Source organism: Streptomyces sp. JH34, assembly GCF_029428875.1.
Taxonomy (GTDB): domain Bacteria; phylum Actinomycetota; class Actinomycetes; order Streptomycetales; family Streptomycetaceae; genus Streptomyces.
The window spans coordinates 3,586,218-3,601,091 of the sequence record NZ_JAJSOO010000001.1; the positions used below are offsets into that span (position 1 = coordinate 3,586,218).

12 protein-coding genes and 1 tRNA gene are annotated in these 14,874 nt (G+C 69.9%); 7 read left to right on the forward strand and 6 right to left on the reverse strand.

What is annotated here, in order from left to right:
- The first annotated feature begins 11 nt into the window (after positions 1 to 11).
- The 5 genes from LWJ43_RS15940 (at position 12) to LWJ43_RS15960 (ending at position 6,974) form a co-directional block, all read left to right on the forward strand.
- On the forward strand, positions 12 to 1,934 hold the full coding sequence (locus LWJ43_RS15940; protein ID WP_277332907.1) for a copper resistance CopC/CopD family protein: 1,923 nt from the start codon (positions 12 to 14) through the stop codon (positions 1,932 to 1,934).
- A 53-nt stretch (positions 1,935 to 1,987) separates the two neighbouring features.
- On the forward strand, positions 1,988 to 3,256 hold the full coding sequence (efeB, locus tag LWJ43_RS15945) for an iron uptake transporter deferrochelatase/peroxidase subunit (protein ID WP_277335900.1): 1,269 nt from the start codon (positions 1,988 to 1,990) through the stop codon (positions 3,254 to 3,256).
- Positions 3,257 to 3,360: 104 nt separating this feature from the next.
- On the forward strand, positions 3,361 to 4,296 hold the full coding sequence (gene pheA, locus LWJ43_RS15950; RefSeq protein ID WP_277332908.1) for a prephenate dehydratase: 936 nt from the start codon (positions 3,361 to 3,363) through the stop codon (positions 4,294 to 4,296).
- Positions 4,297 to 4,884: 588 nt separating this feature from the next.
- Positions 4,885 to 6,162, forward strand: coding sequence for a serine--tRNA ligase (serS, locus tag LWJ43_RS15955; protein ID WP_277332909.1), 1,278 nt, complete (start codon positions 4,885 to 4,887; stop codon positions 6,160 to 6,162).
- Entirely contained in the window at positions 6,159 to 6,974 is an 816-nt protein-coding gene (locus tag LWJ43_RS15960; RefSeq protein ID WP_277332910.1) for an HAD family hydrolase, read from the forward strand. Before serS ends, LWJ43_RS15960 begins: the two co-directional genes overlap by 4 nt.
- A gap of 57 nt (positions 6,975 to 7,031) precedes the next feature.
- On the opposite strand, the gene LWJ43_RS15965 is transcribed toward LWJ43_RS15960, so the two are convergent.
- From LWJ43_RS15965 to LWJ43_RS15990, 6 genes are all read right to left on the reverse strand, one after another.
- Positions 7,032 to 7,117: transfer RNA gene (locus LWJ43_RS15965), tRNA-Ser, on the reverse strand.
- A 248-nt stretch (positions 7,118 to 7,365) separates the two neighbouring features.
- Positions 7,366 to 8,058: a hypothetical protein gene (locus tag LWJ43_RS15970; protein ID WP_277332911.1), complete on the reverse strand. Its 693-nt coding sequence runs from the start codon at positions 8,056 to 8,058 to the stop codon at positions 7,366 to 7,368.
- A gap of 278 nt (positions 8,059 to 8,336) precedes the next feature.
- Positions 8,337 to 9,056 (reverse strand): ABC transporter permease, encoded by a 720-nt coding sequence (locus LWJ43_RS15975; RefSeq protein ID WP_277332912.1) that lies wholly within the window; start codon positions 9,054 to 9,056, stop codon positions 8,337 to 8,339.
- A 30-nt stretch (positions 9,057 to 9,086) separates the two neighbouring features.
- On the reverse strand, positions 9,087 to 9,998 hold the full coding sequence (locus LWJ43_RS15980) for an ABC transporter ATP-binding protein (protein ID WP_277332913.1): 912 nt from the start codon (positions 9,996 to 9,998) through the stop codon (positions 9,087 to 9,089).
- Entirely contained in the window at positions 9,995 to 10,903 is a 909-nt protein-coding gene (locus LWJ43_RS15985; RefSeq protein WP_277332914.1) for an ABC transporter permease, read from the reverse strand. The genes LWJ43_RS15980 and LWJ43_RS15985 overlap by 4 nt, the downstream gene beginning before the upstream one ends.
- The gene (locus LWJ43_RS15990; RefSeq protein WP_277335901.1) at positions 10,893 to 11,906 is read right to left on the reverse strand and encodes an ABC transporter ATP-binding protein; all 1,014 of its coding nucleotides are present in this window, start codon (positions 11,904 to 11,906) and stop codon (positions 10,893 to 10,895) included. Before LWJ43_RS15990 ends, LWJ43_RS15985 begins: the two co-directional genes overlap by 11 nt.
- Positions 11,907 to 12,154: 248 nt before the next feature.
- On the opposite strand from LWJ43_RS15990, the gene LWJ43_RS15995 reads away from it, so the two are divergent.
- Together LWJ43_RS15995 and LWJ43_RS16000 are read left to right on the forward strand one after the other, a co-directional pair.
- Positions 12,155 to 13,945 carry an SDR family oxidoreductase gene (locus LWJ43_RS15995; RefSeq protein WP_277332915.1) on the forward strand — a complete coding sequence of 597 codons (1,791 nt, stop codon included), beginning with the start codon at positions 12,155 to 12,157 and terminating at the stop codon, positions 13,943 to 13,945.
- A gap of 383 nt (positions 13,946 to 14,328) precedes the next feature.
- A complete protein-coding gene (locus LWJ43_RS16000; protein WP_277332916.1) occupies positions 14,329 to 14,868 on the forward strand; it encodes an RNA 2'-phosphotransferase in 540 nt (179 codons plus the stop codon).
- Positions 14,869 to 14,874 lie beyond the last annotated feature (6 nt).

The following is a 14,874-nucleotide window of genomic DNA, read 5'->3' on the forward strand; positions in this document are numbered from 1 at the left end:
ACTGACACCCCATGACGGCCACCGCCCCGCGCTTCGGGCCCTCCCCTGCACGACGGCCACTCGCAGCGGTCGCGCTCCTCGCCGCGCTGATCAGCATGCTGTTCGGCCTGGTGCTGGCGGGCGCGAGCCCCGCGTCCGCGCACGCCGCCCTCACCGGGAGCGATCCGCAGGACGGGGCGGTGGTCGCCACCGCACCCACGGACGTCACGCTCACCTTCTCCGAGCAGATCGCCATGGGCGACGACTCGATCCGTGTCCTCGACCCGAGCGGGAAGCGGGCCGACACCGGCGCACCGCGTGATCTCACGAGCGGCGGTGCCGTGCGGTACGGCGTCCAGCTCCACAGCGGTCTGCCCGACGGCACGTACACGGTGGCCTGGCAGGCGGTGTCCGCCGACAGCCACCCGGTCGCGGGGGCCTTCACCTTCTCCGTGGGCGCCCCGTCGGAAACCACCGTGGCGCTGCCCTCGGGCGAAGCCGGCGGCGGTCTCGTGGGTGTGCTCTACGGCATCGCACGCTACGCCGCGTACGCGGGATTCATCCTGCTCGCGGGCGGTTCGGCCTTCGTGCTCGCCTGCTGGCAGCAGGGGGCAGGCGCGCGACCGCTGCAGCGGCTCGTCGTACGCGGCTGGGTCACCCTCACCGCGGCCACCCTGGCCATGCTGCTCCTGCGCAACCCGTACACCGGATCGGGCGAACTCGCCGACGCCTTCGACCTCGACGGCCTCCAGTCCGTGCTCGACACCAAACCGGGGGCCGCGCTGGTCTCCCGGCTGCTGCTCCTGGGCGCCTCCGCCCTCTTCATCGCCGTCCTGTTCGGTGCCTACGCCAAGCGCGAGGACGAGAAGGAGAAGAAGGACCTCACCTTCGGGCTCGCGATGGGCGGAGCCGTCATCGCCGCCGGGATCGCCGGCACGTGGGCCCTGGCCGAGCACGCCTCGACAGGGATCCAGCCGGGCATCGCGATGCCCGTGGACGTGCTCCACCTGCTCGCCGTCGCCGCCTGGCTCGGCGGACTCGCCGCGCTGCTGGTCGCCCTCCACCGCACGACCGATGTCACCAGCGGCGCGGTACGGCGCTTCTCACGAGTGGCGTTCGGCAGTGTGCTCGTCCTCGCCGCGACCGGGCTCTACCAGTCCTGGCGTCAGGTCGGTTCGTGGTCGGCCCTGACCGGTACGCGGTACGGGCAGCTGCTGCTCGTCAAGGTGGCGCTCGTCGCCGTGCTCGTCGGGGTCGCGTGGATATCCCGGCGGTGGACCGCACGGCTGACCGAACGCACCGGGCCGTCCGGAAACTCTGCCGTGGGCTCGGCGGAGCCTGCGGAAGCGGACTCGTCGACCGCCGAACCCCACGAGGAGGTGGCTCCGGAGCGCGCCGCGCAGCTCTCCCGTCAGCGCGCCGCCCTGACGGCGACGAAGGAGAAGCGCGCCCGCGACGCCGATCCGGAGCGCTCGGGGCTGCGGCGTTCCGTGATGGTGGAGACGGGCGTCGCCGTGGTGCTGCTCGTCGTCACGACGATCCTGACGTCCACGGAGCCCGGACGCACGGAGGAGGAGGCCGCCCGCGGCAACACCGCCGCGGCGGCGCCGGTGACCGGCGGGCAGGTGAATCTGAGCCTGCCCTTCGACACCGGTGGTCAGAAGGGCACGGTGCGCCTGGACATCTCACCCGGCGGAACCGGCGCGAACAGCGTCCACCTGTGGATCGACGGGCCCGACGGCCGTCCGCTGGACGTCCCCGAGGTGAAGCTCGCCTTCACTCTGGAGTCCAAGGACATCGGCCCGCTGCCTGTCGCCCCCGACCGCCTCACCGAGGGGCACTGGACCGCGAGCGGCGTGCAGATCCCGATGGCGGGCGACTGGAAGGTCGCCGTGACGGTGCGTACGTCGGAGATCGACCAGACAACCATCGACAAGAACGTGAAGATCGGCTGAGCAGGGTGAGCAAGAAGAAGGACGGCCTCAGGAAGAGCGGCCCCACCGCGGAGATCCGCGAGGAGTCACATGCCGGCAGCGCCGGAGTGGTCTCACGGCGGCGGCTGATCGGCAGCGCGGGAGCGGCCGGAGCGGCAGGCCTCGTGCTCGGCGCGGCCGGCGGCGCGGGCACCTACGCCGCGACACGGGAGGAGGAGCCGACCGCGCTGACCGCGGTCGGCTCGACCGAAGCGATGTTTCACGGGAAACATCAAGCGGGGATCACCACTCCGCTTCAGGCCCGCGGACACCTGGTCGCCTTCGATCTGACACCCGGCGCGGGGCGTACGGAGGCGGCCGCCCTGATGCGCCGCTGGTCGGCGGTGGCGAAACGGCTGATGGCCGGTGAGGCGGCGGAGAGCGGCGCAGGTCATGACACCGGGGTGGCCCTGGACGCCGGTCCGTCCTCCCTGACCGTCACCTTCGGCTTCGGACGCACCTTCTTCACACGCACCGGTCTGACCGGTCGGCGTCCGGCCGCGCTGGACCCGTTGCCGGCGTTCTCCTCCGATCACCTCGACGCCAAGCGGTCCGAGGGCGACCTCTGGGTACAGATCGGTGCCGACGACGCGCTCGTCGCCTTCCACGCCCTGCGCGCCCTCCAGAAGGAGGCCGGATCCACGGCCCGGGTGCGATGGCAGATGAACGGCTTCAACCGCACGCCGGGTGCCACGGCGCGGCCGATGACCGCACGCAATCTGATGGGACAGGTCGACGGCACCAACAACCCCCGGCCGTCCGAGAGCGACTTCGGGAAACGGATCTTCGTGCCGTCCGACGACGCGTCGGCGTCCGACTGGATGGCGAACGGTTCGTACGCCGTCGTCCGGCGGATCAGGATGCTCCTGGACGACTGGGAGGAGCTCACGGTCGAGCGCCAGGAACAGGTCATCGGACGGCGCAAGGCGGACGGCGCCCCGCTCAGCGGCGGCTCGGAGAACACCGCGATGGACCTGGACAAGGCGGGACCGGACGGCAAGCTGCTGATCCCCGCCAACGCCCACGCCAGGATCTCCTCCCCCGAGAAGAACGGTGGTGCCGCGATGCTGCGGCGCCCGTTCTCGTACCACGACGGCATCTCCGACGACGGCACCCCGGACGCCGGACTGCTCTTCGTCTGCTGGCAGGCCGACCCGTTCAAGGGCTTCATCCCGGTCCAGCGCAAACTGGACCGCGGGGACGCTCTCTCGCCGTTCGTCCGGCACGAGGCGAGCGGCCTGTTCGCCGTCCCGGGGGGCGCCGGGGACGGCGAGTACGTGGGGCAGCGCCTGCTGGAGGCATGAGCGGCACGGCCCTCGCCCCCGTCGCACGGCGCGGGACCAGCGGGCCCGTCCCAAGGCCGGCGTGAGGCACACGCCCCCTTCCGCCGGCACATTAGGGTGACCGTATGTCAGCCACGCGCTACGCCTACCTCGGCCCCGAAGGCACCTTCACCGAGGTGGCCCTCCGTACGCTCCCCGAAGCCGCCACCCGCGAACTCGTCCCGATGGTCTCCGTGCCGGCCGCTCTGGACGCGGTACGCAACGGGGAGGCCGCGGCGGCGCTCGTCCCCATCGAGAACTCCGTGGAGGGCGGGATCAGCGCGACGCTCGACGAGCTGACCACGGGCGCCCCGCTGATGATCTACCGCGAGGTACTGCTCTCCATCACGTTCGCGCTGCTGGTGCGCCCCGGGACGAAGCTCTCGGACATCAAGACAGTCACGGCCCACCCCGCCGCTCAGCCCCAGGTGCGCAACTGGATGGCGGCGCATCTGCCCAACGCGGTGTGGGAGTCGGCCGCCTCGAACGCGGACGGCGCCCGGCTGGTCCAGGAGGGGCGCTACGACGCCGCCTTCGCCGGTGAGTTCGCGGCGGCGACCTACGGGCTGGAACCGCTGGTGACGGAGATCCACGACGCGGAGAACGCCCAGACCCGATTCGTACTGGTCGGGCGCCCGGCCAGGCCGTCCGCGCCCACGGGAGCCGACAAGACCTCGGTGGTCATCTGGCTCGGCGACGACCACCCTGGGGCGCTGCTCGAACTGCTCCAGGAGTTCGCCGTCCGCGGGGTCAACCTGATGCTGATCCAGTCCCGGCCCACCGGGGAGGGCATCGGGAACTACTGCTTCGCCGTGGACGCGGAGGGGCACGTCGCCGACCGCCGCGTCGGTGAGGCGCTGATGGGGCTGAAGCGGATCTGCCCGAATGTGCGGTTCCTCGGTTCGTATCCGCGCGCGGGAGTGACGCCCGAAGAGGTGGGGCCCCTGCGGATCGGGACGTCGGACACCGACTTCACCGAGGCGTCCGACTGGCTGGCCCGCAGCCAGGACGGCCGGGTCTGACGTCCCCGGGACGAGTCGGCCGCGCTCCCGCCGGTCCCACCTGCGTATTTTCACACCCCACACAGAGTTATCCACAGGGCGCGGCCCCAACCTGGGGACAAGTCGACACCGCAAGGCGACATGGTCGACAAATCGCCCACTCGCCGTGGACCCCTCACGGGCCCCCAGGCCCCCACGTGTCACTCCAATTCCATTGATCAACTCATTGGGGCGGGGAATACCCACCCGAAAGAGTGCGCGGACGAGGTTTGAGTTGCGAATCCCTGCCCCTTCGTGCCGCTTTCGGAACTATCCCTTCCGGCATCCACAGATCTTCTTCACAGCCTGTGGATAACTAATCGGGTCCACCATGACCTGTGGACAACCCGGCTGCCCGACGCCCTCAACTCCCCCGCCACGACCGGCGATACAGCGAACGAAAGCCGTGCGCGATGCCTTTTCGAGGCAATGAGCCTCTCTGCCGAAGATCTCCACCCCGCGCCCCGCCTCTCGAATCCCCAGGATTGCCAATTCCGGCAATCCGGGCAAAGCGCCACGCTCGTCGATATCGGTTCGAGCGGTGGATCCCGGCACCGGTAGCCTTGAGGGGTGATTGACCTTCGCCTGCTCCGTGAGGACCCCGACCGTGTTCGCGCCTCCCAGCGCGCCCGTGGAGAGGACGTCGCGCTCGTCGACGCCCTTCTCTCCGCCGACGAGCTGCGCAGGTCGTCCGGCATCCGCTTCGACGAACTCCGCTCCGAGCAGAAGTCGCTCGGCAAGCTGATCCCCAAGGCCACACCCGAGGAACGCGCCGAGCTCCTCAAGAAGGCCGATCAGCTCAAGTCCGAGGTCAAGGCCGCCGACGCCGCGCAGGACGAGGCGGACGCCGAGGCCAAGCGGCTGCTCCTGCAGCTCGGCAACATCGTCCACGAGGACGTGCCGGTGGGCGGCGAGGAGGACTTCGTCGTCCTGGAGACGCACGGCACGATCCGCGACTTCGGCGCGGAGGGCTTCGAGCCCAAGGACCACCTCGAGCTCGGCGAGGCGCTGCGCGCCATCGACATGGAGCGCGGGGCCAAGGTCTCCGGATCACGCTTCTACTACCTGACCGGCATCGGCGCACTGCTCGAACTGGCCCTGGTCAACGCGGCGATCGCGCAGGCCACCGAGGCCGGTTTCGTCCCCATGATCACCCCGGCCCTGGTGCGCCCGCGCGCCATGGAGGGCACGGGCTTCCTCGGCCAGGCCTCGGAGAACGTCTACCACCTGGAGAAGGACGACTACTACCTGGTCGGCACCTCCGAGGTACCCCTCGCCGCGTACCACATGGACGAGATCATCGACGCCGACCAGCTGCCCCTGCGGTACGCCGGCTACTCGCCGTGCTTCCGCCGCGAGGCCGGCACCTACGGCAAGGACACCCGGGGCATCTTCCGTGTCCACCAGTTCGAAAAGGTCGAGATGTTCTCGTACGTCGACCCGGCGGACGCCGAGGCCGAGCACCGCAGGCTCCTGGACTGGGAGAAGCAGTGGCTCACCGGCCTGGAGCTGCCGTTCCAGGTGATCGACGTCGCCACCGGGGACCTGGGCTCCTCGGCCTCGCGGAAGTTCGACTGCGAGGCGTGGATCCCGACCCAGGGCAAGTACCGCGAGCTGACCTCCGCGTCGAACTGCGACGGCTTCCAGGCGCGCCGGCTCTCCGTCCGTATGCGGGACGGCAAGAAGGTCCAGCCGCTGGCGACGCTGAACGGCACCCTCTGTGCAGTACCGCGCACGATCGTGGCGATCCTGGAGAACCACCAGCTGGCCGACGGTTCGGTGCGTGTGCCCGAGGTCCTCCGTCCGTACCTGGGCGGGCGCGAACTGCTGGAGCCGGTCTCCAAGTGACCTTCTCCTACAAGCTGGTCGCGACCGACCTGGACGGCACCCTGCTGCGCGACGACCACACGGTCTCCGAGCGCACGCGCGAGGCCCTGGCCGCGGTCACCGCGGCCGGGGCCGCGCACATCGTCGTCACCGGACGCGCGGTGCCGTGGACCCGGCACATCCTGGACGACCTGGGTTACAGGGGTCTCGCGGTGTGCGGGCAGGGCGCGCAGGTCTACGACGCGGGTGAGCACAAGCTGCTGACCTCCCTCACCCTGGACCGGCAGCTCGCTGGTCTCGCCCTGTCCAAGATCGAGGCGGAGGTCGGTCCTCTCGCGCTGGCGGCGAGCCGTGACGGTCTCGACGGCGAGGTCCTGGTCGGGCCGGGGTACCAGGTGCAGGACGGGCCCCTGCCCGCCGTCTACATGAACGACCCCGCCGAGATGTGGACCGCTCCGCTGAACAAGGTCTACATACAGCACCCGGAACTCGACGACGACGCCCTCGCGCACGCCGCGCGGCAGGCCGTCGGCAGCCTCGTGAACGTGGTCATGGCGGGCCCGGGTGTCGTGGAGATCCTGCCGCTGGGTCTGAGCAAGGCGACCGGTCTCTCGCTGGCGGCACGCCGTCTGGGGCTCAAGGCCGCGGACACCGTGGCCTTCGGTGACATGCCCAACGACATCCCCATGTTCGGCTGGGCGCAGCACGGTGTCGCCATGGCCAACGCGCACGACGACCTGAAGGCCGTGGCGCACGAGATCACCGCGTCGAACGAGCACGACGGCATCGCGATCGTGCTGGAGGAACTGCTCCGGACGGCCCCGCGCGCGTAGAATGCGCGGGACGCTCCCGGAACCGGCCGCCGGGTTCCGACGCCGGTACGCCGTGTGCGGAGGATGCGCGGATCGAACGCGCGCGGGGGGACGCCCCGACGACGGCTCAGCAAGCCGCTGCCTTACCACTCGGCCAATCCTCCGGGAAGTGGCCGCGCTGTGCGCTGAAGGGCCACCCGGGGGTCCTGCTGCGGCGCCGGGCAGCTGATGAGGCTACCGGGGCACCGGCTGCGGACCACCCTGCAGGGAACTCGACGGACTCGTACCACTGGGCATCGCCGTGCTCCTCTCCCGGTCCTCACGGACGCCGTCGTTCGCGCCGTTCCCTTCACTGTGCCCCGGACCGGTGTCCGGGGCCACCCGTTTTCTCCGGGCGGCCCCGGGCGGTCCCTCAGCCCCCGGTGCGGCCGCTGAGATCCCTCAGCCCCCGGGCGAGGTCGTCCATCCGCGCGTCGAGCCGGACGACGTCCTGCGAGACGTCGGCGAGCCGGAGGCTGATCGCACCGACGACCTGATGGGTGACGTCGAGCTTCCGGTCGAGCGAGTCCAGCCGTTGCGACATCCGCCCCAGCACGGGGCCGAGTTCCTGGAGCGCGCTTCCCACTCCGAGGAGGCAGCCCTCGATCCGGGTGACCCGACGTTCGAGGGAGACGTACGACGCCCGAAGGTCCTCCTCGGCGTCGAGGAGATGGGTCCGGACGCTGCGTGCGATGTCGCTGTCGCGAAGAAGCATGGCGACGTTGAGGACGGTCCTGCGGGTGTACAGCCGCAGCTGCGTGCTCGCCTGTGGATAACTTCCGGGCCTGTCACCCTTCCATAGCGACAGGATGTCGCTATGGAAGGTTTGCAGCTCAGCGCCTCGCAGCACCCTCATCCCGTTGCCGGCCAACTCCGGCTGGTGCCGGTCGGTCAGCCGCCTGACCGAGGCTGTGGATACTTCGAAATAGCGAGCCACATCCTCTGTGCGAAGGTGAATTCCGTCGGGGAGCATGACAAGGCTCTTGACCTTGTCGAGGGCTTCGACGCGCCCCATCTGCTCGACCCGGAGGGCCGGAGATTCGAGCAGGGCGACTTCGGTGGGCATGGGTGTGCCTTTCGTGCGCGGGAACGACAAGGGCTGCCCTGTCCCCGGGCCGCAGGGGTGGAGGGCGCTCACGGTTGCCACCTGCTCGATGACCGGTCGGCGGGCGGTGCCTCGCCGATGCCGGCATTCCCCTGATTCACGAAAGCTCGACGTCACGGATTCCAGTTGCCTCCACGCACCCCGCACAACGAGCGGGCCGGCGGGCGGACACGCCGTCCGTCACCGGGCATGAGACAACCCCCGCCCCAGGGGCAGGGGTTGTCCGGAGGCGAGAGGTCTCACTCCTCACCGGCGAGCTTCAGCGCGCGCAGCTTCTGACCCGCGTACCACGTGGCGACGACCGTGACACCGGCCAGCAGGACGGTCGCCAGCGGCAGACCGACGTCCGAGGTGACCAGGCCGTCCCCGGCGACCTTCTCGGCCACCGAGAGGGACCACTGCTGCACGCTGAGCGTCCGCGCGCCCGGTACCAGGCTGCCGAAGAGGGCTTCCCACACGAGGGCGTACACGAGGCCGAAGACGACCGCGTGCCGGCTGACCGTGCCGAGCAGGAGGAACAACGCGCTGTACGCGATGGAGGCGACCAGCGCCGCGATCGTGTAGGCCACGGCGATCTGCCCGCCGTTGCCGTTGAGGATCAGGCCGGCGATCAGTGTCGGCAGGGCCGAGAACAGCATCGTCACGCCGATGGCCACGATGAGCTTGGTGAAGATGATGGTGGGCCGCTTCACCGGCTTGGCCAGCAGATAGACGATCGAGCCGTCGTCGATCTCGGGCCCGATGGCTCCGGTCCCCGCGATGACACCGATGAGCGGGACCATCGTGGCGATGGCGAACCCGCCCAGTACGCCGGAGGCCACACCGTCATCGGCACCGGCGAACGCCCGCACCGCGACCGCGATGGCCACCAGCAGGACCGGCAGGACGAACAGGATGGCGGCCCGGCGCCGGCCGAGCAGGGCCCGGTAGGTGAGCCGGGCGACTGTGGGGTCGTACATGACGCTTCACAGCTCCTTTCAGGCCGCTACTCAGGCCGCTACGAGATAGGAGAAAACCGATTCGAGGGATTCGTCGGACGGGGACACGGTCAGCAGCCGGATGCCGTGCTCACGCGCGACCTTCGGGAGCAGGGTCGTGAAGCGGCCGAAGTCGACCGCCTGGACGCGCAGGGCCCGCTCCGTGACGTCGACCTCGATCCCCGCGGTCGAGGGGTCCGCGATGAGCGCCGCGGCGAGCGCCCGGTCGTCGCTGGACCGCACGAGGTAGCGGTGCGGCCGGTCCGTCATCAGCCGGCGGATCTTCCGGAAGTCGCCGGACGCGGCGTGGCGGCCCGCCACGATCACCTCGATGTGCGACGCGAGCTGCTCGACCTCCTCCAGGATGTGGGAGGAGAACAGCACCGTGCGCCCCTCCGCTCCCATCCGGCGCAGCAGGTCCATGAGCTGCATGCGCTGCCGCGGGTCCATGCCGTTGAACGGCTCGTCCAGCAGCAGCACCGAGGGGTCGTGGACCAGGGCGGACGCCATCTTCACGCGCTGGCGCATGCCCTTGCTGTACGTGGAGATCTTGCGGTCCTGCGCGTACTCCATCTCGACCGTGGCCAGCGCCTTCGCCGCGGCCGCGCCACCCAGTCCGTGCAGCTCCGCGTTGGCGACGACGAACTCGCGGCCGGTCAGGAAGTCGTACATGCCCTCCCGCTCGGGGACGATCCCGATGGCCTTGTAGACCGACTCGTTGCGCCAGATCCGCGTGCCGTCGAGCGTCACCTCGCCGGTCGACGGAGCGAGGAAGCCGGCCATCATGTTGATCAGCGTGGACTTGCCGGCACCGTTGGGGCCGAGCAGCCCGGTGACTCCCGGACCCACGGTCATGCTGATGTCGTTGACGGCGACCACGTTGCCGAACCAGCGCGAGGTGTGGTCGATCTCGATGGTGGTCACAGCCCGACCCTCCGGTAGCGGCGCATCAGTACGGCGTACGAGCCGGCGACGAGCGCGAGGACAACGATCAGATAGACGACGCCGACCGCGGCTCCGGGGCCCTCACCGCCGGGGAAGGCGGACGCGGCACCGAGAAACGCGGTCTGCACCCCGTCGATCAGTGTGATCGGGGAGAACAGCCCGAGCCAGGTGATGGCGTCGGCCGAGCCCGTCTGCCAGGCGATCGCCTGGACCGTGGAGACCGCGCCGTAGGTGATGGTCATGACCGCGATCACCGCGGCGACCCCGAAGCCCCGGCGGGGCGTGAGGGCGGCGACGACCAGGCCCAGCCCGGCGAACAGCACGGAGAGCAGTGCCACCGAGACCATTCCCTGCCCGAAGCCCTTGGTCTGGTCGGCGAAGTCGAACTTCGCGAGCAGCGAACCCACATAGAGGATGACGAGGGGCAGCCCGGTCAGGACGAGGAGGGCGGACGCCATGGCGGCGTACTTCGCGACGACGTAGTCGGCCCGCTCGATCGGCCGCGAGAAGTACAGCGGCACGCTCTTGAAGCGCAGGTCCCTGGACACGGACTGCGGTGCCTGGGAGGCGATGAAGAGCCCGATCACGGCCTGCAGGTAGATCGCGAAGTCCGTGTACTTGATCGGGAGCTTCGTCATGTTGGGCGTGGCGATGGCGACCGCTACGAGGATCAGCGCCACCAGGCACATCACGCCGCACAGGAGCATCGGCAGCACCTTGGACTTCGCGGACCTCCCCAGCCCGAACGAGCCCCGCAAGGACTGCGAGTAGAGGGAACGGCGGGCGTAGGCCCGGCCCAGCCGGACCCCGTCGTAGGAGCGGTATCCGATGTTGTGAATGCGGGAGGCGTCGCTCCCGGCCACGGTCCCGGTCTCAGTGCTCATGGTGACCGCTCCCCTTCTGCTGTCCGACGCCGGCTGTCGCGGCCGGAGCCGCCCGGTGCGCCTCTCCGGCGCGGAAGACCTCGGCGATGCGGTGGCGCCGCTGTTCCATCCGGATGAGACCCAGTCCGAGCCCGGCGACACTGTCGCGGACCAGGTCGTAGGTCTCCTCGCCCGTCGCCTCGACCAGGAGGATGTGGCCCGCTCCCGGCAGCCCCTCGCCATCGAGTCCGTCATGGCCCACGAGCGTGATCCCGGCCTCGGTCAGGGCCTTGCGGAGGGCGTCCGTACCGTCCGGATGGTCGTCGCTGTCGGTCACCTCGACCGCCAGGGTCGTCGTGACCGAGGTGAAGTCGCTGGTCGAGCTGGACCGCAGCAGTGCGCCGCCGTCGATGACCACGACGTGGTCGCAGGTCCGCTCCAGCTCCCCCAGGAGGTGCGAGGTGACCAGCACCGAGATGCCGAAATCGGTGTGGACACGGCGGATCAGACCGAGCATCTCGTCCCGGCCGACGGGGTCCAGGCCGTTGGTCGGCTCGTCGAGGAGGACCAGCCTCGGGTCGTGGACCAGGGCCTGGGCCAGCTTCACCCGCTGCTTCATGCCGGTCGAGTAGCCGCCGATTGGGCGGTAGCGCTCCTCGTACAGACCGACGTGCCGCAGGGTGTCCGCGGTGCGCTCACGCGCGGCGGTGGGCGGCAGCCCGGACATCCTCGCCATGTGGACGACGAACTCGGTCGCCGAGACGTCGGGAGGCAGACAGTCGTGCTCGGGCATGTACCCGACCCGCTCCCGGATCGCGGCGCCCTCGGTGGCCACGTCGAGCCCGAGCACCGCGGCCCGGCCCTCGGTGGCGGGGGACAGACCCAGCAGGATCTTGATCAGTGTGGACTTGCCGGCCCCGTTGGAACCCACCAGGCCGGTCACGCCCGGTCCGATGTCCAAGGAGAGCCGGTCAAGCGCGGTCACCCTCGGGAACCGCTTGCTCAGGCTTTCGGTTGCGATCACAGTCACGTTGTCGAAGGTAGTGGCGGCGCCACAGGAGTCGTCAGACCAGGCGGCTGGATCCGCGTCCGCCTCCAGGCGTACGTACCCGTAGGGGGACCCCACGGGGGAGGACACCGGCTCCCGCGCCGACGGGGTGCGCGGCCGAGGTCCGGACGGTCCCTTGACGCGGCCGTCCCCCGGTTGCCACATTCAGCGGTGTCACGTCACGGACGCGTACCGCGACGTCGGGCACGGGATCGGGAGGCGGCGTGGATCTGCGAGGCGCACGTGAGCGCTGGGTGCGTACCGGTGGAATCGAGCTGTGCGTGGCCGAGTTGGGCGACCCCTCGCAGCCGACGATCGTGCTGGTGCACGGCTATCCGGACAGCAAGGAGGTCTGGTCCGAGGTCGCCCGGCGGCTGGCGGAGCGCTGGCACGTGGTGCTCTACGACGTGCGGGGCCACGGCAGGTCGACGGCTCCCAGACCGTTGCGCGGCGGCTTCACACTCGAGAAGCTGACCGACGACTTCCTGGCCGTCGTGGACGCCGTGAGCCCGGACCGGCCGGTCCACGTGGTCGGCCACGACTGGGGTTCGGTCCAGTCCTGGGAGTTCGCGACGGTGGAGCGGACAAAAGGCCGCATCGCCTCGTTCACGTCGATGTCCGGGCCGTCCCTCGACCACTTCGGGCACTGGATCAAACAGCGGGCGTCCCGGCCGAGCCCCCGCCGCCTGGGACAACTGCTCGGACAGGGAGCCAAGTCCTGGTACGTGTACGCGCTGCACACACCCGTTCTGCCGGAGATGGCCTGGCGCGGGCCGCTCGGCAGGCAGTGGCCACGGATCCTGCGGCGGATGGAGAAGGTGCCAGCGGACGGATATCCGACGGCGTCGCTCCCGCAGGACGCCGCGCACGGAGCCTGGCTCTACCGTGACAACATCCGGACCCGGCTGCGCCGACCGCGCCCGGACGCCCACGCCCACGTGCCGGTGCAGCTGATCACACCGACCGGTGACGCCTTCCTCTCTCCCTCGCTCTACGACGACCTGGAGACGTGGGTGCCCAGGTTGGTGCGCCGCGCACTGCCGGCGAAGCACTGGGTCCCGCGCACCAGGCCCGACCAGCTGTCCGCGTGGATCAGTGAGTTCGTCGGCGACCGCGAATCCGGTGGGCAGGGCGGCCCCGGTGACTCCGACGCCTCGCGATCGACGGCGCCGGCTGCCACGGGTATCCATGCGGAGCGCTTCGGCGGGCAGTTGGTGCTGGTGACGGGCGCCGCCTCGGGGATCGGACGCGCCACGGCGCTGTCGTTCGCACGCGCCGGGGCACGGGTGGTGGCCGTGGACCGGGACGCCGAGGGCGTCGCCCGGACGGCTGAGACCGCGCGCCAGGTCGGCGCGTCCGCCGCATGGGCCGAAACGGTGGACGTCGGGGACGAACAGGCCATGGAGAAGCTCGCGGAGAAGGTCGCCGCCGAATGCGGTGTCGTGGACGTCCTGGTGAACAACGCGGGTATCGGACTGTCGGGTTCCTTCCTCGACACGACGAGCGAGGACTGGCGGAACGTCCTCGACGTCAATCTGTGGGGCGTCATCCACGGTTGCCGGATCTTCGGCAGGCAGATGGCCGACCGCGGGCAAGGCGGCCATATCGTCAACGTCGCTTCGGCGGCGGCCTATCAGCCGTCGCGGGTGCTGCCGGCGTACAGCACCTCGAAAGCCGCCGTGCTGATGCTCAGTGAGTGCCTGCGCGCGGAACTGGCCGACCGGTCGATCGGGGTCAGTGCCATATGCCCTGGATTCATCGACACGGGAATCACCGGGACCGCGCGCTTCGCAGGGGCCGACGACGCGGAGCAGGAGCGTCTGCGTAGGCGGACGGCCCGGCTGTACTCGCTCCGCAACTATCCTGCGGAGAAGGTGGCCAGGGCGATCCTCGAAGCCGTGGTGCACAACCGGGCGGTGGTACCGGTCACCCCTGAGGCCCGCGGCACACGACTGCTGTCACAGATCAGTCCACGGATACGGCGAGGCATCGCACGCCTGAGACCACCACTCTGACGGCGACCAGGAGTTGGGCACTGTCGTGCGGCAACCCCGGCGTGCGCCGGCCGCTTTGCCCGGAGCGCGACGTCCGCCGCCGCAAGGCCGGTGCCGCGGCCTGCGGTTGCCCATGTCCGTCACGGACGCCCGGATTTGATCATCTCCGTTGACGGTCACGCTCATCGAGAACAAGACATTCAAGCGATACGCCTCAAAATACCTAGCGGAACCCGGAGTTACACAAAGGCCCCAACACGCACATCACTTGTCCACAGATTCGTCAAAAGCCCTGTGGATAAGCCGAGTTGGTTGTGGATCAAACCTGACGGCGTCGAAAAGTACCGCCTCCGCCGGATGAAATCGAGGTGCACCGGGAGACGTCGCGCGGGCACCCTGACGAGATGGACGAACGACGCACCGTCAAGGTGTCCAAGTACCTGTCGAAGCATCTCCGGCATGAGCCCGACCGGATCGGGATCCGTCTCGACGCACAAGGCTGGGTGTCCGTGGACGAGCTGCTGCGGGCCTGCGCCCGACAGGGCTTCGTCGTCACCCGGGACGAACTCGACCACGTGGTGGCGTCCAACGACAAGCAGCGCTTCGCCGTGGACGGCGATCGCATCCGGGCGAACCAGGGCCACTCGGTCACCGTGGACCTGGGCCTGCCCGCGGCGGAGCCGCCCGCGTACCTCTATCACGGGACAGTGGCACGGGCACTGGAAACCATCCGCGCCGAAGGGCTCCGTCCCATGAACCGGCACCACGTCCACCTGTCACCCGACCGCGGGACCGCGGTCCGGGTCGGCGCCCGGCGCGGGGCCCCGGTCGTCATCTCCGTGGACTCGGGGGCCATGCACCGGGCAGGACACCTCTTCCACGTCACGGCCAACGGGGTCTGGCTCACCGACCTCGTGCCACCGCCCTACCTGCGCCTGCGGTAGGACGCG